The organism is Candidatus Edwardsbacteria bacterium RifOxyA12_full_54_48, from assembly GCA_001777915.1.
Taxonomy (GTDB): domain Bacteria; phylum Edwardsbacteria; class AC1; order AC1; family EtOH8; genus UBA2226.
The window spans coordinates 55,805-76,340 of sequence record MFFN01000008.1; the positions used below are offsets into that span (position 1 = coordinate 55,805).

Consider the following 20,536-nt stretch of genomic DNA (forward strand, 5'->3'; position numbering starts at 1 on the left):
TATGTTCAGATCAGATTCTTACGACGTGATAGTGGTGGGCGGGGGGCCGGCCGGGTCCCTGGCCGCCAGGGAGATCGCCCGGGCCGGGCATTCCGTCCTGCTGGCCGAAAAGCACCGGGAGATCGGCGTCCCCCTGTGCTGCGCCGAGGCCACCAGCCTGCGGAGCCTGGGGCTGTTCATGGAGCCCGACCCCAAATGGGTGGCGGCCCCCATCAACGGGGCGGTGCTCTATTCCCCGGACGGGACCGAGGTGGCGGTGCCCTGGGCCGGGGTGGGGGTGGTGCTGGAGCGCAAGATCTTCGACCGCCACCTGGCCGGGCTGGCCGGGGCCGCCGGGGCCGAGGTGATGGTCAACACCGAGGCGGTGTCGGTCAAAATGAACGGCGAATTTGCGGAATCGGTGACATTGATATCCGGCCATGAGACCAGGCAGATAAAATGCCGGGCGATCATCGGGGCCGACGGGGTGGAATCCCTGGTGGGGGCCTGGGCCGGGCTGGACACCCGGCTGGAGCCGGAACAATTTCACAGCTGCGCCCAGTACCTGATGTCCCAAGTGGACGGTCCGACGGACATGGTCCGCTTCTGGGTGGGCCGGGATATCGCGCCGGGCGGCTATCTGTGGATCTTCCCCAAAGGCGGCGGCCTGGCCAATGTGGGGTTGGGGATAGTGGCCTCATTGGCCGGGAAGAAAAAGCCGGTGCAATACCTGGATGAATTCATCGCCAAAAATCTGCCCGGGGCCAAAGTGATCGAAGCCATGGTGGGAGGCACCCCGGCCCTGGGGGCCGATCACCCCATGGTCAAGGGCAACGTCCTGCTGGCCGGGGATGCCGCCCGGCTGACCGATCCCCTTTCGGGGGCCGGCATTGCCATCGCCATGGCCTCGGGCACGCTGGCCGGAAGGCTGACGGCAGAATATCTTAAGACCAACGACCTCTCGCTGCTGAAAAAATATCCCAAAGAATGGTGGAGCGGGCCGTGGAAGGACCTTAAATTCCATCATTTGGTCCGGGAGGTGTTTTTGAAGCTGTCCGACCAGGAGATGGACCGGATCGCCAGACTGCTGGTCAATATCCTGGCCGGGAAGGATCCGGCCCGGATAAATCCCATAGATGTGGCCAAAACTGTCATCAAGTCCGATCCGGGGATCTTATTATTGGGAAGGCACCTGCTGTGAGCAAGATCAAGATCATAATCATTGCATTCCTGGCATCTCTGTTGTTGTCGGCGGCGGAGCTGAGGGCCGGCATCTCCCAAGACTTCGACGGCCGGATAGACCAGGGGCTGGAGATCCTTTACCAGGGCGACTACGACAGCGCGGTGGTGATATTCGATTCCTTCATCCGGGACCACCCCAAAAACCCGGCCGGGTATTTCTTCAAGGCCGGGCTGTACCAGACCAGGATGTCGGCCTATGAGAGCGATTTCTGGCACAGGTATTACAAAAATTCCGTGGACAGCGCCATCATGCTCTGCGACCTGGCCCTGGACGATGATCCCGGGGATGCCTGGGCTTATTTTGTCAGGGGCGGGAGTTTCTCCTACATCGCGGCCTGGGATGCCCGGCAGGGCAAATACCTGGCGGCCTTCCGGAACGGCCTGAAGGCGGTGGCCGATTTCAAAAAGGCCCGGGAAATAGACTCAACGCTATATGATGCATACATAGGAATAGGCTCCTATCATTATTTCCGGACCAAGGCCACCAGCCTTTTAAAGTGGCTGCCCTTCATCGGGGATGCCCGGGAACAGGGGGTCTCGGAGATAATCACCGCCGTCGAGAAGGGGCGCTACTCCCGGGTGATGGGGCAGAACGCCCTGCTGTGGATCTACACCGATTACGGCCGGGATAAAAAGGCCCTGGAGCTGGGCCGGCTTTTGGAAAAGCAGTATCCCAACAATCCCTTCTTCCACTGGGCGGTGCCGGAGGTATTGTGGCGGCAGAAAAGATGGCCGGAGGCCGAGGCCGCCTTTGGCAGACTGGTTAACCTGCTGGAAGGTCAGAATGCCCTGAACAATTACAACAAGGTGGTGGCCTCCTATAAACTGGCCAAATGTCTTTTGGAGAATGGGAAATACCACAGCGCTTACCGCGCCGCCCAGCAGTCCATCAGCTATCCGCTGGACCAGGATACCGCCGGCCGACTGGTGAACGAGCGCCGCCGGGCCCAGGAGGTGATGCTCCAGGCCGAAAAAAGGATCAGGGAAAATCAGTGAAGCAAGTGACCGTTGCCATAATCGCCCGGGACGAGGCGGCCACCATCGCCCGGGTGGTCGAGGCGGCCCGACCCCTGGCCGACGAGCTGCTGGTCATCGACGGCGGCTCGACCGACGGCACCGCCGAAAAGGCGGCCGGGGCCGGGGCGGTGGTGATATCGGACGGCGGTAGAGGTAAGGGGGACGGGGTCAGAACCGCCATTCAAAGGGCCCGGGGAGAGGTGCTGGTGCTGATGGATGCCGACGGCTCCCACCAGCCGGCCGACATTCCCCGCCTGGCGGGCCCCATCATCGAGGGCCGGGCCGACATGGTGATAGCCTCGCGGCTGCGGGGGGGCTCGGACGAATTCCACGGCACCCTGGACAACATCGTCCGGCAGACCGGGGGAGCCCTGATCAGCCTGATGCTGCTCTGGCGCTGGAAGGCCGACATCACCGACTGCGAGAACGGCTTCCGGGCGGTCGATACCGCCAAGGCCCGGCAGCTGGGATTGAGGTCCGACGGGTTTTTGATAGAACAGGAGATGGTGATCAAGGCCATCAAGCAGGGGCTGGTGATCAAGGAGATAGCCAGCCATGAATTTTCCCGGCAGGGAGGCGTCTCCAAACTGAAGACCTCGCAGGGCTGGAAATTCCTGTGGCACATTTTCAAGGAGATGATGTTTTGAAGGTCTTTCTGGTCAACCCGCCGGAATACCTGGGCGTGGCGCAGGTCAGGGAGGGCCGCTGCATGCAGCGGGCCGGGGCCTGGACCTCCGTCTGGCCGCCGTTGTCGCTGGCCCTGACGGCGGCCGTTCTGCGCCGGGCCGGGCATCAGGTGCTGCTTCACGACTGCATCGTGGAAAATATTTCCCGGGAAAAATTGGCACAGATCGCCCGGGGCTTTAAACCAGAATGGTGCATATTCAACAGCGCCACGCCCTCCATCGCCGGGGATATGGAAACGGTGGATGCCTTAAAAAACGCTTTGCCCGCCTGCCGTATGGCGGTGCTGGGGATCCATCCCACCGCCCTGCCGGAGGAGACCTTCGCCCTCTCCCGGCATCTGGAGGTGATCATAATGGGCGAGCCGGAGCAGACCGCCCTGGAATTGATCTCAGCTGCTGATCTGGGCAGCGTGGCCGGCATCAGCTATCGGGCCGCCGGCATGATAAAGCACAATCCGCCCCGTCCGGCCATCGAAGAGCTCGACCGCCTGCCCTTTCCCGCCTGGGACCTGATCCGGCGGGACCTTTACAAACTGCCGCTTTCCGACCAGCCCTTTCTGCTGCTGGCCACCAACCGGGGCTGTCCCTTCCACTGCAGATTCTGCGCCGACCATGTCTATTACGGGCGGAGGCTGAGAAAATTCTCGGCCAAAAGGATCGTCGATGAGATCGAACACGACATCAAGGAAATCGGGGTCAAGGAATTCCTGTTCTGGGCCGAATCCTTCACCCTGGACCGGCAGCATGCCCTGGCGGTGGCCCGCGAGATCATCTCCCGGAAGCTGGACATCGGCTGGGTGTGCAACAGCCGGGTGGACCAGGTGGACCGGGAAATGCTGGAGGCCTTCAAAAGGGCCGGCTGCTGGATGATAGGGTACGGGGTGGAGTCCGGCAGCCAGAGGGTGCTGGACCTGATGAACAAGGGCACCACCCTGGAGCAGACCCGGGCGGCGGTGGCGGCGGCCCAAGCAGCCGGCCTCCAGGTGACGGCCCATGTTATGATAGGCTACCCCGGGGAGACCTCAAAAGAAATCGAACAGACCATCGCCCTGGTCAAGGAGCTGAGGTTCGACTTCGCCCAGTTCTATGCGGCGGTGCCCTTCCCGGGCTCCGAGCTATATGCCGAGGCCAGGGACAAGGGGATGATAGAAAGCGGGGACTGGCGGTATTACGAGCAGAATTTCTGCGTCATCAGGACCGATCAACTGGAGCCCCGGCAGGTGGAGAGGTGGCGCAATAGGGCCTTCCGGGAATTCTACCTGCGGCCGGGGCAGATGGTCAAAACCATGGCTCATTTAAGAACCCCGGGGGCCTGGCGGCAGGCCCTGAAGGCGGTCTGGGAGTTCAGGAAGTGGGCGGGATAAAATGATTTTATGATGAAAATTATATGAAAAAACAATATCTGCAAATATCGCTCATATTGCTTCTGACGGTCCTGGTATATCTGCCGGCCCTGAAGGCCGGCTTCATGTACGATGACCGTTTTTTTGTGCAGGAGAACACCAAGATCCGGGACTGGAAATACGTCGGGGAATACTTCACCAATTCCGGACGCTCCATCGCCAGCATCTTCTGGGACGGCATCTGGCGACCCTTGAGGACCATCACCTATCTTGTCGACTACCAGGTCTGGGGCCTTAACCCCTTCGGCTTCCACCTGACCAGCCTGCTGTGGCATCTGGCAAACATCATCCTGCTGTATTTTTTGCTGGGGCGGCTGTTCAAGGATAAAAGACTGCAGCTGACAGCCGGCCTGATATTCGCCCTCCATCCGGTGCAGACCGAGGCGGTGACCTGGATCTCCAGCCGGGGTGACCTTATGTATGTGACCTTCGGCCTGCTGATGTTCATCTGGCATCACAGGTATCGGGAAAATAAAAGAATATATTTACTGGGGCTGTCGCTTTTAAGCTTGACCCTGGCTCTGCTGTCCAAGGAAACGGCGGTGGTCTTCCCATTGCTGGTCATGCTCTATGACTGGCTTTTTGAGAACAGGGGAAAAATAAGACCCTTCCTGGCCGGGTGGAAAACCTATCTTCCTTATCTGGCTTTGCTGGCTGTTTATCTGATAACCAGGCGGCTGGCCCTGGGCCGGGTCTCCCAGTGCCCCTACTGGGGCGATTCCATATGGACCACCGTTTTCACCATGTTACGGGCGGCCCTGGATTATGTCCGGCTGTTATTCCTGCCCCTGTGGCTGAGGGTGGATTACGGGTACGACCTGTCCACCTCCTTGCTGGATTGGAGGGTGCTGGGCTCGCTGGCCATCCTTACGATCATCAGCCTTCTGGCCGTCCGTGACATCAAAGGGTCAAGATTCCTGGCCTTCGGCTGGCTGTGGCTGGTGGTCGGCCTGCTGCCGGTCTCCAACCTTCTGCCGCTGACGGCCCTGCTGGCCGAGCGGTTCCTGTACCTGCCGGTGATCGGATTTGCGGTCTGGGCCGGCTTTCTGCTGGGCGGCATCCGGAGCCAAAAAATATTCCAGATGGTTATGATCACATTGATACTGCTGATGGCCGGTTTGTCGATAAGGCGGAATATTGAATGGCAGGAGCCGTTAAAATTCTGGCGGACCGAGACGGAGCGTTCGCCAAATTCCTACATTGCTCACGGCAATCTGGGTAATATCCTGTTCCTGAACGAAGATATGCCCGGGGCCGAAAGAGAATACCGCCGGGCGGTGGAGCTGGATCCCACCTATGACAATGCCCTGTCCGGGCTGGCCATAACCTGCGCCCAGCTGCAGAAATACCAGGAGGGGGAAAGTTATGCCCAAAAATGCCTGGCGCTGAATCCCGGCAACACCAATGCCTTGCTGACAGCGGGCATTTGCCGGGCGGCCGGCGACGATCTTGATTCGGCTGAAATTTATTTTTCCCGGGTCACCAATGCCGAACCGGAAAATGAAAAAGGATGGATCAATCTGGGGATAGTTCGCCAAAAACAGGGGGATTGGGATAAAGCCATGGCCTGTTTTGACCGGGCATTAGCGATACAGCCCCGGGATTATTTTCTATACAATGAGATGGGGGCTATCTGGGCCAGAAAGGGAGAACTGGATAAAGCGGCGGCTTTATGGCAAAGGTCCCTGTCCCTCGATCCTGACTTTCTGCCGGCCAGGATGAACCTGGCGCTTATTCTGGAAAAGTCCGATCCGGCCTTGGCGGCCAAACATTGGGAGATCTTTTTGCAGAGGGCCGCGGCCCAAGGACAGTCGGTCAATGAAGCATTCGTCAGAAAAAGAATTGCGGAGCTGAATGAAAAGATCCGGAAATAAAATATATGCGATCTGCCTGCTGAGCATATCAGCCATGGTCTTTAGCTGTTCCCCGGTCTACCTCAGCCGGAAACCGCCGGAGGGCGAGGTGCTGATAAGGATCGCTCTGCAGAGGCGGCAGTCCATAGCGGTGGTCTACGGCTCATACAATATCTCGGTCTGGGACCAGAGCCATAAAGGAACCATCCTGCCGGGCGAAAGCTGGAGCCTCCTGCCGGCGGGTCCCGGATTGACGGCCGGAACCAACCGGGGCACGGCCATCGAAGGCATCGCGGGACGGATCCGTCTGTGGTCGGCCGATGAATATTTCATCAACCACAAGCGGGTGAAGGGCGCCATCGAGATCCGCCGCGACAACGACCAGGGACTGCTGATAATCGCCGAGATGCCGCTGGAGGAATACCTGCCGGGGGTGCTGGCCAGCGAGATCGGGGGTTTGGCCGACAAAACGCCGCAGGCGGCCATGGCCCAGGCCGTGATCTCCCGCAGCTACGCCTTGGCCAGGATCGGCGCCAATCCCCAGAGCTATTATGACATCGAAGCCGGAACCTCGCACCAGTGTTTTGACCTGGACAACATGGCCTCCCTGGCAATCAAAAGGGCGGTAAGGGATACCAAGGGTAAAGCGCTGACCTTCCGAGGCAAAGTTATATCACCCAACTTTCACTCCACCTGCGGGGGCAGGACCGCCCGTCCCTCCGAGGTCTGGAACGCCAAAGACGAGGATTTTCCCTATCTGGAACCGGTGGAGGATAAGTGGTGCGGCATCTCGCCCAGATACGCCTGGAGAGACACCATCCTGGCGGAGGAGCTGGCGGGCAGGCTTTTTCCGGGGAAGCGGGAGGTTGTAAAAGATGTAAAGGTTCTGAAGGTCGGAAGGTCGGGAAGGATAATTTCTTTGCTGGTCTCCACCAGCGCTGGAGATACCGTGCTGACCAAAGCGGCGGTTCGCAACGGGCTGAGGGACAAGCCCCTGCTCAGTGCCTGGTTCGAGATAGAGAACCTGAGGGATGCCCAGGGAAATATCGAAAGGATAATTTTGACCGGCCGGGGTTTTGGCCACGGGGTGGGCCTGTGCCAGTGGGGGGCCATCGGGATGGCCCGGGCCGGCAAAAGCTATAAGAGCATTTTAAAACATTATTACAAAGGGGTGGAGATAGAGAGGGTATATTGAACTTGTTATTGTAACTTTCCCGTTACGTTCTTATGACCCTTCACAACCAAGGCTGGTTGCTTTTCTCAGGGCAGGCGCCGAAAGTAACCAAAGGCCTGTCCTGAGGTAGTCTGCTTGCTCGGCAAACGAAGGAAGTCTTTACCGCCCAGTTTCGCGGAAAGTATGGCGTATGCACCGGCATTCATCGGACCAGAACCGGCTATAAGCAAATAACACGCTGAATGCTTTTTCGGCGCTGCAGCAATGCCGCTCCACTGCCTGTCCGCCGAAGCAGAGCGTAGGAGGGATGGCTGAGAACCAACCCCACCCACACTCCACTTAGTTTGGCACTATAAAAGGCTTTGCTCAGTGCAGGCTCTCCCCGTGGCGGAGAGGGAAGCCGCAAGGCAGGGAGAGGCCCCACGGTCGCATTAGCTCTGCTGCTGAAAAAAAGGAGGCCGTCCGCTTTCGCACACTTCCGGCATTCACCAGGGCCATAGCTTTAGCGGAGGCACTTAAAAATTTGACATTGTTTGAGCGAAGCGAGTTTGTCAAATTTAGGCCAACGTTATAGGGCTGCCGAGCAGAGGTTTAGCGACGAGCTTTTGACCTCACCCTTCCCTCTCCTAATGCTTTAGGAGAGGGGTAGGGGAGAGGTGCGGGACAAAAAAGAAAAAGAACAATGCACAACGCCAGCCCTTCCATTCAAAACGTCCTGTTGCATTAAATGAGGGGGATTCTTCCCAGCAGGGGGTATAAAAGCATATTGAAATATTATTACAAAGGGGTGGAGATAGAGAGGGTATGTTGAACAAACTATAAGGATATTTGCCGGTTCATCATTACCTGCTTAACCAGGGCAAAAATGGGGATGTTTTCCAACAGATCTGGGCGGTTATAAAAACCGCCTTTTTTTATTTAAAATGCTTAATTTTAAGCTTGCAAATATCTTTTTTTTCAGTTAATATTATAGTCTAATTGGATTATTTTTCAAGGAGTTAATATAATGGACTACCTAAAATTTTATGGTATGACCGACCAGCCGTTCTCCAACGCTCCCGACAACCGATTCTACTACGACAGCCCCCAGCATTCCAAGGCCATCCTCAAGCTGTCCCATGCCGCCGAGATGATGAAGGGGCTGGCGGTGGTTTTGGGCGACATCGGCACCGGAAAGACCACCATCTCCCGGCGAATGCTGGAGATCCTGCCGGACGACCAGTTCGAGACCGGCCTGCTGGTGATCGTTCACTCCGAGGTCAGCCCGGGCTGGCTGATCTCCAAGATCGCCCTGCAGATGGGGGTGGAGAAGCCGGCTGAAACCAAGGCCGGGATGGTGGGCCAGCTCTACGAACAGCTGATGAAGATCTACAACGAGGGCCGCAGGGCGGTGATCATCATCGACGAGGCCAACATGCTCAAGAACAAGGAGATCATGGAGGAGATGCGGGGCCTGCTGAACATGGAGGTCTCCGGCAGCATGCTGATAACCTTCCTGCTGTTCGGGCTGCCCGATCTGGAGCAGTGCCTGGCATTGGATCCCCCCTTGAGGGAGCGGATCGCGGTCAAGCACAAGCTGGAGCCGCTGACCTCGGAGTCCACCCGGGGCTACATCCAGTACCGCCTGGCGGTGGTGGGCTGCCAGCACGAGCTGTTCACCGATTCGGCCTACGAGTTCATCCATTTCTACTCCGACGGCAAGCCCCGCCTGATAAACACCATCTGCGACAACGCCCTGCTGGAGGGATCCATGAGCGGCATCCAGCAGATAGACGAATCGCTGATCGAGACGGTGGTCAGCGACCTGGGCCTCAAGAGCGAGGCCGACGAAACGGGCGGCAAGAACAAACAGCCGGTGTTTTGATCCATGACCAGCCAGCAATATTTTGTAGATCTGCATATCCATACCGCGGCCTCCGACGGAATATTCACCCCGCAGGAGCTGGTGAAGCAGGCGTCCCTGAAAGGGCTCAAGGCCATCGCCATCACCGACCACGACGCCTGGGACGCCATCGAGCCGATCTCCAGCCTGGCCTTCAAGGTGGGGATCGAGGTCATCCCCGGGATAGAGCTGTCCACCAACATCGAGGGGACCGAGATCCACATCCTGGGATATTTCATCGATTACACCCAGAGCCAATTCCAGGAGAGGGTGCTGCATTTCAAGAACGCCCGGATCGAACGGGCCCACCGGATGGTGGAGAAGCTGGCCGAGCTGGGGGTGCGCCTGGAGATCGCCCGGGTGCTGGAGATCGCCGGTTCGGGCTCGGTGGGCCGGCCCCATGTGGCCCGGGCCCTGGCCGAGGAGGGCTACGTGGGCGGCACCGACGAGGCCTTCACCAGGTATCTGGGCAACGGATGCCCGGCCTATGTGCCCAAGAATTTTTTGACCCCCCGGGAGTCCTTCGACCTGGTCCATTCGGTGGGAGGGCTGGCCTTCTTCGCCCACCCCGGGATCGAGAACCGGGACGGACTGATAGACCGGTTCGCCTCCCAGGGACTGGACGGGCTGGAGGTGTGGCATTCCAAGCACTCCAACAGCCAGGTGAAGAACTATCTGGACATCGCCCGGCAGAAGAACCTTCTGGTCTGCGGCGGCTCCGACTGCCACAGCGACAACCTGATGAACAACGGCGGCGGCTCGGTGAAAGTGCCCTACAGCGTGGTGCAGGAGATGAAACGGCGCCTGGCGAATAAAAAAGAAAAGCAAGCCTAGCCAAGGGAGCGATGTATGCTGGACGATTCGTTGTTGCAGGAACTGCTGGTCAGCAATGATAAGAAGATAGTGCTGATAGTGGCCGACGGCCTGGGCGGTCTGCCTCGGGAGAGGGACGGCCAGACCGAACTGGAGGCGGCCGCCAAGCCGCATATCGACGCCCTGGCCATTAAATCGGTCTGCGGGCTGACGGTCCCCGTTTCCCACGGCATCACCCCCGGCAGCGGCCCGGCCCACCTGTCGCTGTTCGGGTACGATCCGGTCAAATACCAGATCGGCCGGGGGGTGCTGGAGGCTCTGGGCATCGGCCTGGAGATGACCCCGCGGGACGTGGCGGCCCGGGCCAACTTCGCCACCATGGATCCCCAGGGGCTGATCACCGACCGCCGGGCCGGCCGGATCCCCACCGAGAAGAACCTGGAGCTGTGCGCCAAACTGCAGGCGGCCATCCCGGCCATCGACGGGGTGGAGGTGATGATCCGGCACGGCAAGGAGCACCGCTTTGTGGTGCTGTTCCGGGGCGACGGGCTCTCCGGCAACCTGCACGACACCGATCCCCAGAGGGAGGGTTTGGCAGCCATAGAGCCCAAGGCCTTCTTCGAGGAGGACCTCAAGCTGGCCGGGGTGGCGGCCAAATTCGTCGCCCGGGCCAACCAGGTGCTCAAGGACCAGCATCCGGCCAATACCATTTTACTGCGGGGCTTTGCCAAACATCCCGACATCCCCTCCCTGAACAAGAGATTCGGCCTCAAAGCCGCGGCCATCGCCGCCTATCCCATGTACAAGGGGCTGGCCAAGCTGGTGGGGATGACCGAGCTGGACACCGGCCAGACCATCGAGGACGAGTTCGAGACCCTGCGGCTGTATTACAACGATTTCGATTTCTTCTACATCCACATCAAGAAGACCGATTCCTACGGCGAAGACGGCAATTTCAACGCCAAGGTCCAGGTGATCACCGAGCTGGACGACGCCATGCCGATGGTCAGCAAGCTGAACCCGGAGGTGCTGGTGATAACCGGGGACCATTCCACCCCGGCCCGGATGAAGGGCCACAGCTGGCACCCCAACCCCTTCATGCTGCACTCGCCCTATGTCCGGCCGGACGGCCTGGACAGCTTCAACGAGCGGAACTGCGCCTACGGCAGCCTGGGCTGCTTCCCGGCGGTGGAGGCCATGCCCCTGATGCTGGCCAACGCCCTGAAGCTGGGCAAGTTCGGGGCCTAGCAATTTAACACAGATGCTTCCCAAAAAGATTTCGACATATCTGGCCGTTATGATCGCCGGACTGGCATTGCTCCCCCGGCCCGGAGCGGCCCAATCCCTGACCTTCGGCCTGTGGGGAAATTTGAACGGGGCCAAGTTCGTCCGGAACCCAAACACCAACGCCTCGATCAACGAGAAGATCGGGCTGGGCGGCGGCGGGTATGTAAATTACCGGATCAACCGGCTGGTCTCCTTCCGGTCCGGGATTCTGTTCAACCAGAAGGGGGCCGAGGTGGTGCAGGCTTTCGGCCGGACCGATCCGGCCACCGGCATCACCTACGATCATTACAATACCTCGGATACCAGGCTGAACTATGCCGAGGTTCCGGCGGTGATGTGCTTCAGCCTGTCGAGGTCGTATCATTCCCTGCTCAATCTATATTTCGGGGTTTACGGAGCCATGCTTATCTCCGGCCGGCAGGTCACCACCGCCAGCGCTTCAGCCGGCATCATCCAGATGGACAGCGTTTACATAATTTCGGAGTCCGCCTTCAGGAAGGATGATTACGGACTGGTGCTGGGCGGAAATATCCCCCTGGGCCGGATGGAGCTGGGCGGCAGCTACAGCCTGGGTTTCCCCAGGATATTAAGGTCGGACATCGACGACATCAACCGGTATGTGGACCACCGCAACCGGGTGCTGTCCTTTATCATAGGGTACAGGATCAGATAGAAGCAGTCATCCGGTAAATACCGATAAAAGGAGAGAACATGAAAAATCAGTCATTATTGCCGGCACTGGCGTTGTGCACTTTCTTTGCCTTATCTTGCTCCACCGTACCGATCACCGGAAGGCAGCAGTTGGACCTGGTTCCGGCCGGGGAGATGATGGCCATGAGCTACCAGCAGTATGACCAGTTCCTGAAGGAGAACAAGCTGAGCACCGACCAAAAACAGACCGAGACTGTCAAAAGAGTGGGGTTAAACATCCAGCACGCGGTGGAGGGTTATTTTGCCCAGCATAACCTTAAATCAGAACTGGACGGATTCGCCTGGGAATTCAACCTGGTAGAGAGCAAGGAAGTCAATGCCTGGTGCATGCCCGGGGGTAAGGTGGTCTTTTATACCGGCATAATCCCGGTAGCAAAAAATGAAGCCGGGCTGGCGGTGGTAATGGGCCATGAGGTCGCTCACGCTGTAGCCAAGCATGGCAACGAAAGAATGAGCCAGGGACTGCTGCAACAGATGGGCGGCATGGCCCTGCAGAAGGCGCTGGAGGACAAACCGCAGCAGACCCAGCAGATCTGGATGACCGCCTTCGGGCTGGGCTCGCAGCTGGGGGTGATGCTGCCATACAGTCGCCTGCAGGAGAACGAGGCTGACCGATTGGGCATGATTTTTATGGCCAAGGCCGGTTACGACCCGAACGCGGCACTGGATTTTTGGCAGAGGATGAGCCAGGATTCCGGCGTTAAACCACCGGAGTTTTTAAGCACCCACCCCTCGGACGAGGTTAGAATCAAGAACATCAAGACCCTAATCCCTGAAGCCATGAAGTACTACAAAAAACCATAGATGATATCAGGGCCCTTGATCATAATAAAGAGTCAAGCAAAATATTAAGGAATCATAACATGGCCAAGAACATCATCATCAACGCCGAGACCCTGTTCGACGGAAAGAGGAAGCTGAACAACGTCTCGGTGGTCATCGAGAACGACAAAATAATTGAGATCGGCAAGAAGAGACAGAAGGCCGATTTCACCGGGGTGGTCACCCCGGCCTTCATCGACGCCCACTCCCACATCGGGATGGCCCGCTTCGGCGAGCCGGGGGCCGAGGATGAGGCCAACGACATCACCGACCAGTTCCTGCCCATCAACGACCCCCTGAACAGCGTCTATTTCGACGACCTGGCCTTCCGGGAGGCGGTGGATTTCGGGGTGCTGTACAGCTGCATCGTCCCCGGCAGCGGCAATCTGCTGGGGGGCCGGGCCATGATCATCAAGAATTATGCCCGCCATCGCCAGGAGGCCCTGCTTAGGGACTACGGCTACAAGATGGCCCTGGGCTATAATCCCCGTTCCACTCACAAATGGAAAGGGACCAGGCCCAATACCCGGATGGGCATCTACGGGATGCTGGAGAAGAAGTTCGACTCGGTGCTGCTGAAGAAACAGAAGACAGAGCTGGCCCGGGACAAAAAGCTAAAGGAGCTGGACATCAAGGTTCGGAGCGGCGAGAAGAAGATGAACCGGGAGGACGTGGAGTTTGAGAAGAAGACCATCGAGAAGGAATACCAGCTGGATTTCGACTGCGAGGAGAGGGCCCTGCTGGAGCTGTTGGAGGGCAGGAAGACCGCCAAGGTCCACGTCCACAAGGAGGACGACGTGCTGTACCTGATCGAGCTGGCGAAAAAATACCAGATCAAGGTCACCGCCGACCACCTGGGCGACGTGCATCACAAGGAGATCTTCGACCAGCTGGCCAATAACGACATCCCGGTGGTCTACGGCCCGCTGGGGTCCCTGCCCTACAAGGTGGAGCTGAAGAACGAGAGCTACAAGAACACCGAACTGCTGATGAAATCGAAAGCCCATTACGGACTGATGACCGACCATCCGGTGATCATGGCCCCGGCCCTGCGGGACAGCCTGAAGTTCTTCCTTATCTTCGGGATGAAGGAGGAGGAGGCCGTCTCGCTGATCAGCTACAAGAATGCCGCGATCCTGGGGATAGACGACATCCTGGGCAGCGTGGAGCCGGGCAAGCTGGCCAGCCTGACGGTGTGGGACCGGAACCCGCTGCAGATGGCGGCCTATCCCAACTGCGTGATGGCCGAGGGCAAGGTGATCCGGAAGGGGATGTAAATTCATCCATAACTCGCCCTAAGGGGCGGAGGGGCCAAGACTGCGGCTTTAACCGCAGATCATAGAATAAATGGATCATCCGCCCAGAAGGGGCGGTGGAAAAGAGGTTGGATGGGCAGCACCTTGACGCATCTGATCTATCACATTGTGTTTTCGACCAAAGGCCGACAGAATATCGTCGCCCCGGCCTTGCAAGAAATCTTGTATCCTTACATAGGCGGCATAATCCGCGGTGAAAAGGGAGCGATGCTCAAAATCGGCGGTGCAGCCGACCACGTTCATATCCTTGCTTCCCTGCCCCCAACCCTGTCTGTTTCCGAAGCCCTGCGCCGCATCAAGGGAAACTCCTCCAAATGGGTGAACGAAAACGGCAACATAAAAATCCATTTTGAATGGCAGAGGGGCTACGGCGCTTTCACCCTGGGCGAATCCATGATTGAAACGGTCTCGCGTTATATTGAAAACCAGGAGGAACACCACAGGGTAAAAGGTTTTAAGGAAGAATATCTATTGTTTTTGAAAGAACGGGGGATCACATATGACGAGCGTTACATTTGGGATTAGATTTTCTGCGCCCCTTTTCGGGGCAGATCAACGCAGAGGCCCATAATGCCTGCGGCTGAAGCTGCAGGCTGGAACCCCGACCCGCTTACAGCGTGAAAATAAGTCAGTCCGGCGGCGGCTGGTGGTCCTAAAGCGATGAACGTTGCCGCCGGGGAAACTTAAAGGCCTGAACCGCTTTACCAAAAAAGCCTTGAAAAAATGAAAAACAAAATAAACAAAGACGACCAGTATTACAACCTTGACGATCTGCGATCCGCCCAAAAGCTGACATACGGCCAAAGGATGGAAATGCTGGAAAAGATCAACGAGTTCCTGATGAAGACCATGCCTGAAAAAAGCAAACAGATCAGCCTGAAACTTCAAGAAAATAATTTTTGATCAACACCATGCAGATAAAACGCGCCCTGATAAGCGTCTTCGATAAGACCGGGATTGATAAGTTCGCCCGGGAGCTGGCCGCCCAGGGCTACGAGATTGTCTCCAGCGGCGGGACAGCCAGGCATCTGCGGGAGAAGGGGATCGATGTGATAGACGTCTCCGACGTCACCGGGTTCCCCGAGATGCTGGATGGACGGGTCAAGACCCTGCATCCCCGGATCCATGCCGGGATCCTGGCCTGCCGCCACATCCCGGCCCACATGGAGAAACTCAGGCAGAACGACATCGCCCCCATCGACCTGGTGGCGGTCAACCTGTACCCCTTTGAGCAGACGGTGGCCAAGCCCGGGGTCACCGAGGAGCAGGCCATCGAGAACATCGACATCGGCGGGCCCTCGCTGATCCGGGCGGCGGCCAAGAACTACCAGGCGGTGGCGGTGCTGACCTCGCCGGAACAATACCAGCCGTTGCTGGACGAGATCAAGCAATACAAAGAAGTGTCGCTGGAGACCAGGAAAAAACTGGCCGTTTTGGCTTTCGAACTTACCGGCCGGTACGACCTGGCCATAAACAATTATTTCTCCCAACGCATCGCGGGCGGCCAGGAATTGCCTGTCGGCATCAACCTTTCCCTCGACAAAGCCATAGGGCTCAGATACGGCGAGAACCCCCACCAGAAGGCCGGGTTCTATATCCCTTCCGGAGCCCAAATTCCTTTCCAGCAGATACACGGCAAGGAGATCTCGTATAACAATATCCTGGACCTGTCGGCGGCCTGGGAGCTGATCCAGGAATTCAAAAAACCGTCCTGCGCCATCATCAAGCACACCAATCCCTGCGGCTGCGCCACCGCCGGGACCCTGGTCCAGGCCTATGTGCTGGCCAGCCAGGGCGAGCTGCCGCCCGAGCCCATCTCGCGGTTCGGCGGGATCATCAGCTTCAACCGGCCGCTGGATACCGAGACCGCCCTGCAGATCGCGGCCCCGGGAAGTTTCTACGAGGTGATCGCCGCGCCGGATTTCGACCCCGGGGTCAAGGACATCTTCGCCGGACGCAAGGGCTGGGGCCAGAATGTCCGGCTGGTCAAGATGGACAAGGACGCCGTCAGATCGGGGCGGCTGGCCAGATCGGCGGCCGGAGGATACCTTATCCAGCGGCCCGACGATATGGTGCTGGATGAGAAGATCCTGCAGCATGTCTCCGGCCCGGCCCCCACCGAAGATCTGATGACGGACCTGACCTTCGCCTACCGGGTGGTGAAGCATTTAAAATCCAATGCCATCGCCATTGCCAAGGACCAGCAGTTGATAGGGGCCGGGGCCGGGCAGATGAACCGGCTGGCCTCGGTCCGGCTGGCCCTGAGGCAGGCCGGGGACCGGGCCATAGGGTCGGTGCTGGCCTCCGACGGCTTCTTCCCGTTCCACGACAACATCGAAGAGGCGGCGGCCGGGGGGATCGCGGCCATCATCCAGCCGGGCGGCTCGGTCAAGGATGCGGAGGTCATCCAGAAGGCCCAGGAGCTGAATATCACCATGCTGCTCACCGGCCACCGGCATTTCAGGCACTAGAGGATTTCATAAGGAAATCATGACACCAGGAAAATTTCCGATGGGCAATAGATTCATAATATTTTCTGGATTCCCCGGGTTCATTATTAAAAAGGGATAGAGAAAATCATGGCCAACATATCTCCCATGCTGATGACCAGGCTGGTGGGCCAGCTGACCGGCTCCCTGCGCAATCTGAAGATGTATCCGGCCAGCCACCCCACCTCCCAGAAACTGTTCGAGGCCAGTCTCCAGCTGATCAAGGAGGCCATGGGCACCGACAGCTTTCTGAGCTTCAGCCTGGCCGGGAACATCCTGCTGCTGAACGATAATCCGGTGCCCGATTCCCGCAAGGAGGTGTTCGCCAATTTCATCTCCGAGCTGGGAAAACGCAGCGTGGGCCAGCTGACCTTTAAACAGGGCCTGGACCGCGACCAGCTTCAGGGATTTTTTGAGACCATGGCCATGGATGTGGATCAGGTAAAGGCCAAAGGGGGGCTGGCGGCGGCCCTGGCCCTGCGGGGCATCTCCAACATAGTCGCCACTGGGATCTCCTACGGCGGAGGTTCGGGGTCCGGCGGCAGCCCGGGCGGCGGGGCCGCCCTGGAAAGCCTGCTGCCGGAGCAGATAATAGCCATGCTTAAAAGCGACCCTACCATGGTGACCGAGATGCTCTTGAAGGGGGCCCTGGCCATGGCCGACACCCCGGAGGGCCAGGAGAAACTGGTGAGCGACCTGGACCGGCTGGCCCTGATGGCCAAGACCCAGGGCGGCGGGGAATATGCCTCGATGATGGCCAATGTCATAGGGGGCCTGGATCAGCGCAGCAGCCAGATGGTGGCCCAGGTAAAGCTGGACAATCCGGAGTGGTCCGACGTGGTGCGGGAGCTGCTGACCAAGTATTCCGACCAGGAGCTGGCCAAGCTGATCATCGACAAGACCGAGGTGCTGGCCCTGGAGACCAAGAACGACCCGGTGGTGCTGGCCGAAAAACTGCGGGGGATGGTGGCCTCCATCCCGGCCGACAATTTCCGCAAGCAGACCCTTTTGCCGCTGGTCCAGGCCAAGCTGCAGTATTACGGATTGAGCGCCGAGGATTGCGCTTTTGTCTTCGGGCAGATATCATCCACCCAGCCGGTATTGGAGAGATATCTGGCTGACATATCCTCCCGCCCGGCGGCCGAGATGGCCTCGGAGGACGAGGTGAAAACCCTGCGCTGGATAATAAGGCGCGACGAGAACTGCAAACCGGCCCTGGAGGGTTTTTTGAAACTGCTGGGCGGGGCCGATCCCGGGGTCAGGGAAAGTGCTCTGGAAAAAATGATGCTGCTGGAGAACGACCTGCTGTCCATCGAGCGTTTCGACCTGGTGGAGCTGGTGATAGACAATATCACCAGCCGGCTGCGCCAGGAGAGCGAAATCAGGATATATCAGCAGGCTCTGGCGGTGATCCAGCTGATGGCGGACCAGATCAAGAACACCCGGCACCAGTCCCTGGTCTCCCGCATCAGCAAGGATATCTCCGACATCATGCTGCTGATGGCCGATAAGCCGGTGGCCAGGGACATGATAAAGATCCTGGCGCTGATCGGAGACGAGGCGGCCATCCGTTCCCTGATACTGGGCCTTTTGAAGGATCCCATTCTGGAGGCCGCCGCCAGCGCCCTGTCCGGCATCAAGGAAAAGGCCCTGCCCTATCTTATGGATACGGTCAAGGAGAGCGAGGACAGCAACATGCGGCTCAAGTGCATGTATGTGCTCAACAAGATCGGGCAGGGCGTGGAATCCCTGGCCATCAAGGCTTTGGGGGAGGATCGCTGGTTCGTGCGCCGCAACATGGCGGTGTTGCTGGCCCTGATGGGCACCGAAGACTCCGTCCCCCATCTGGGAGAGTCTCTCGACGACAAGGATGTCCGGGTGCGGCTCGAGGCGCTGAAGGCCATCTACAAGATCAGCGGCAAGGATTCCGAAGCCTGGCTGATCCGGGCCCTGGGCGACAAGGAGCCCGAGGTCAAAAAGCTGGCCATCGAGTACCTGGCCAAGGTGGGAGACGAGGCCTCGGTGGACGCCATGACCGAGCTATATGCCAAACGCGACCTGCTGAGCCGGGGGGAGACGCCGGAGGTCAAAAGACAGATCCTGGTCTCCCTGGGGCAGATAGAGCTGAAGAGCTCGGCCGGTTTCCTGATGAAGGCGTCCAAGGACCGCGACCCGGATCTGGCCCGGACCGCCCAGGACGCCCTGGCGGGGCTGCTCAAGAAAATGAAACCGCAACAGTAAATTATCGGAGGGCCTTTTGGACAGGATAAACATCATAGATTTCGGCTCGCAGTATACCCAGCTGATCGCCCGCAAGGTCAGGGAGCAGAAGGTCTATTGCCAGATCATCCCCTGCAATGCCGGGACCGAAAAAATCCTGGCGGGGAATCCCAGCGGGCTGATCCTGTCCGGCGGGCCATCCAGCCTGTTCGACAAGAACGCCCCCACCATCGACGCCGGAATATTCTCCGCCGGAATACCCATCCTGGGCATCTGCTACGGCATGCAGCTGACCGCCCTGCTGCTGGGGGGGAAGGTGCAGCGAAGCCGGGAGCGGGAATACGGCCACGCCATTTTAAAACTGGCCCGCAATGATTCGGCCGGCTGGCTGTTCTCCGGGATGCCGGACGCCACCCAGGTGTGGATGAGCCATGGGGACAGCGTGCTCAAGGCCCCGGCGGGCTTCGAGACCATCGCCTCCACCGACAGCTGCCGGATAGCGGCCATGGCCGACAAGAAGCGCCGGATCTACGGGCTTCAGTTCCATCCCGAAGTGGCCCACACCCTGAACGGCCACAAGATGCTGTCCGGCTTTTTATTCAAGGTCTGCGGCTGCAAGGGCGACTGGACCATGGACTCCATCATCGAACAATCGGTCCAAAGCATCCAGGTGCAGGCCGGCAAGGCCAAAGTGGTGCTGGGCCTTTCCGGCGGGGTGGATTCCTCGGTGGCGGCGGTGCTGATCTCCCGGGCCCTGGGAAATCAATTGCACTGCATCTTCGTGGACAACGGCCTGCTGAGGATGAACGAACGCCAGGAGGTGGAGAAGGTCTTCAAAAAGCAGTTCCGGATACCGTTGATGACCGTGGACGCCTCCAAAAGATTCTACAGCAAACTGAAGAATGTTCAGGATCCCGAAAAAAAGCGGAAGATAATCGGAAGGGAATTCATAGAGATATTCGCCGGAGCGGCCAAAAAGATCGGCAAAGTGGGCTTTCTGGCCCAGGGCACCATCTATCCCGATGTGATCGAGTCGGTCTCCTTCAAGGGTCCCTCGGCCACCATCAAGAGCCATCACAATGTGGGCGGGCTTCCCAAGAACATGCGCAACCTTAAGCTGATCGAGCCCCTGCGGGAACTTTTTAAGGACGAGGTCAGGCAGGTGGGGCTGTCCCTGGGGCTGCCCCGGGAGATGGTGATGCGCCACCCCTTCCCGGGACCCGGCCTGGCGGTGCGGGTTCTGGGGGAGGTAAACAAGGAACGCTGCGACACCCTGCGGGCGGCCGACCGCATCTTCATCGAGGAGATCAGAAACGCCGGATGGTACGACCGCATCTCCCAGGCCCTGGCGGTGCTGCTGCCGATCCGGGCGGTGGGGGTGATGGGCGACGAACGGACCTACCAGAACGTGCTGGCCCTGCGGGCGGTCAACACCACCGACTTCATGACCGCCGAATGGACCCGGCTGCCGGAAGATCTTCTGGCCCGGGTCTCCAACCGGATCGTCAACGAGGTCAAGGGCATCAACCGGGTGGTCTACGACATCTCCAACAAGCCGCCGGCCACCATCGAGTGGGAATGATCTGGTGATCAGTGGATCGATATTAGATGACGGGGGATGGACATTGGATCGTAAGGATAT

General features: G+C 58.8%; 17 protein-coding genes. All 17 read left to right on the forward strand.

What is annotated here, in order from left to right:
* Nucleotide 1 precedes the first annotated feature (1 nt).
* The gene (locus A2273_11295; GenBank protein ID OGF06144.1) at nt 2-1,180 is read left to right on the forward strand and encodes a hypothetical protein; all 1,179 of its coding nucleotides are present in this window, start codon (nt 2-4) and stop codon (nt 1,178-1,180) included.
* Nucleotides 1,177-2,217, forward strand: a complete 1,041-nt coding sequence (locus A2273_11300) for a hypothetical protein (GenBank protein ID OGF06145.1) — start codon at nt 1,177-1,179, stop codon at nt 2,215-2,217. Before A2273_11295 ends, A2273_11300 begins: the two co-directional genes overlap by 4 nt.
* The gene (locus tag A2273_11305) at nt 2,214-2,885 is read left to right on the forward strand and encodes a hypothetical protein (protein ID OGF06146.1); all 672 of its coding nucleotides are present in this window, start codon (nt 2,214-2,216) and stop codon (nt 2,883-2,885) included. Before A2273_11300 ends, A2273_11305 begins: the two co-directional genes overlap by 4 nt.
* Entirely contained in the window at nt 2,882-4,288 is a 1,407-nt protein-coding gene (locus A2273_11310) for a hypothetical protein (protein ID OGF06147.1), read from the forward strand. The genes A2273_11305 and A2273_11310 overlap by 4 nt, the downstream gene beginning before the upstream one ends.
* Nucleotides 4,289-4,311: 23 nt before the next feature.
* On the forward strand, nt 4,312-6,201 hold the full coding sequence (locus A2273_11315; protein ID OGF06148.1) for a hypothetical protein: 1,890 nt from the start codon (nt 4,312-4,314) through the stop codon (nt 6,199-6,201).
* Complete coding sequence (locus A2273_11320) at nt 6,182-7,375, forward strand: hypothetical protein (GenBank protein OGF06149.1); 1,194 nt, start codon at nt 6,182-6,184, stop codon at nt 7,373-7,375. The genes A2273_11315 and A2273_11320 overlap by 20 nt, the downstream gene beginning before the upstream one ends.
* A gap of 985 nt (nt 7,376-8,360) precedes the next feature.
* Nucleotides 8,361-9,218: an AAA family ATPase gene (locus tag A2273_11325; GenBank protein OGF06150.1), complete on the forward strand. Its 858-nt coding sequence runs from the start codon at nt 8,361-8,363 to the stop codon at nt 9,216-9,218.
* A 3-nt stretch (nt 9,219-9,221) separates the two neighbouring features.
* A complete protein-coding gene (locus A2273_11330) occupies nt 9,222-10,070 on the forward strand; it encodes a hypothetical protein (protein ID OGF06151.1) in 849 nt (282 codons plus the stop codon).
* Between the two features lie 15 nt (nt 10,071-10,085).
* Nucleotides 10,086-11,297, forward strand: coding sequence for a phosphoglycerate mutase (locus tag A2273_11335; protein ID OGF06152.1), 1,212 nt, complete (start codon nt 10,086-10,088; stop codon nt 11,295-11,297).
* A gap of 13 nt (nt 11,298-11,310) precedes the next feature.
* Complete coding sequence (locus A2273_11340) at nt 11,311-12,009, forward strand: hypothetical protein (protein ID OGF06153.1); 699 nt, start codon at nt 11,311-11,313, stop codon at nt 12,007-12,009.
* 38 nt (nt 12,010-12,047) lie between these two features.
* Nucleotides 12,048-12,851, forward strand: a complete 804-nt coding sequence (locus tag A2273_11345) for a peptidase M48 (protein OGF06154.1) — start codon at nt 12,048-12,050, stop codon at nt 12,849-12,851.
* Nucleotides 12,852-12,910: 59 nt separating this feature from the next.
* Nucleotides 12,911-14,146 carry an amidohydrolase gene (locus tag A2273_11350; protein ID OGF06155.1) on the forward strand — a complete coding sequence of 412 codons (1,236 nt, stop codon included), beginning with the start codon at nt 12,911-12,913 and terminating at the stop codon, nt 14,144-14,146.
* A 111-nt stretch (nt 14,147-14,257) separates the two neighbouring features.
* Nucleotides 14,258-14,710 (forward strand): transposase, encoded by a 453-nt coding sequence (locus A2273_11355; protein OGF06156.1) that lies wholly within the window; start codon nt 14,258-14,260, stop codon nt 14,708-14,710.
* Nucleotides 14,711-14,908: 198 nt separating this feature from the next.
* The gene (locus tag A2273_11360; protein OGF06157.1) at nt 14,909-15,088 is read left to right on the forward strand and encodes a hypothetical protein; all 180 of its coding nucleotides are present in this window, start codon (nt 14,909-14,911) and stop codon (nt 15,086-15,088) included.
* Nucleotides 15,089-15,096: 8 nt separating this feature from the next.
* Nucleotides 15,097-16,656 (forward strand): bifunctional phosphoribosylaminoimidazolecarboxamide formyltransferase/IMP cyclohydrolase, encoded by a 1,560-nt coding sequence (locus A2273_11365; protein ID OGF06214.1) that lies wholly within the window; start codon nt 15,097-15,099, stop codon nt 16,654-16,656.
* Between the two features lie 108 nt (nt 16,657-16,764).
* On the forward strand, nt 16,765-18,915 hold the full coding sequence (locus A2273_11370; protein OGF06158.1) for a hypothetical protein: 2,151 nt from the start codon (nt 16,765-16,767) through the stop codon (nt 18,913-18,915).
* Between the two features lie 16 nt (nt 18,916-18,931).
* Nucleotides 18,932-20,476 carry a glutamine-hydrolyzing GMP synthase gene (locus A2273_11375; GenBank protein ID OGF06159.1) on the forward strand — a complete coding sequence of 515 codons (1,545 nt, stop codon included), beginning with the start codon at nt 18,932-18,934 and terminating at the stop codon, nt 20,474-20,476.
* Nucleotides 20,477-20,536: the final 60 nt, after the last annotated feature.

Coding starts and splice junctions, on each gene's coding strand:
- A2273_11320 (OGF06149.1), top strand. CDS start 6,182: ATGAAAAGATCCGGAAATAAAATATATGCGATCTGCCTGCTGAGCATA.
- A2273_11340 (OGF06153.1), top strand. CDS start 11,311: ATGCTTCCCAAAAAGATTTCGACATATCTGGCCGTTATGATCGCCGGA.
- A2273_11335 (OGF06152.1), top strand. CDS start 10,086: ATGCTGGACGATTCGTTGTTGCAGGAACTGCTGGTCAGCAATGATAAG.
- A2273_11365 (OGF06214.1), top strand. CDS start 15,097: ATGCAGATAAAACGCGCCCTGATAAGCGTCTTCGATAAGACCGGGATT.
- A2273_11315 (OGF06148.1), top strand. CDS start 4,312: ATGAAAAAACAATATCTGCAAATATCGCTCATATTGCTTCTGACGGTC.
- A2273_11350 (OGF06155.1), top strand. CDS start 12,911: ATGGCCAAGAACATCATCATCAACGCCGAGACCCTGTTCGACGGAAAG.
- A2273_11360 (OGF06157.1), top strand. CDS start 14,909: ATGAAAAACAAAATAAACAAAGACGACCAGTATTACAACCTTGACGAT.
- A2273_11295 (OGF06144.1), top strand. CDS start 2: ATGTTCAGATCAGATTCTTACGACGTGATAGTGGTGGGCGGGGGGCCG.
- A2273_11345 (OGF06154.1), top strand. CDS start 12,048: ATGAAAAATCAGTCATTATTGCCGGCACTGGCGTTGTGCACTTTCTTT.
- A2273_11355 (OGF06156.1), top strand. CDS start 14,258: ATGGGCAGCACCTTGACGCATCTGATCTATCACATTGTGTTTTCGACC.
- A2273_11330 (OGF06151.1), top strand. CDS start 9,222: ATGACCAGCCAGCAATATTTTGTAGATCTGCATATCCATACCGCGGCC.
- A2273_11325 (OGF06150.1), top strand. CDS start 8,361: ATGGACTACCTAAAATTTTATGGTATGACCGACCAGCCGTTCTCCAAC.
- A2273_11370 (OGF06158.1), top strand. CDS start 16,765: ATGGCCAACATATCTCCCATGCTGATGACCAGGCTGGTGGGCCAGCTG.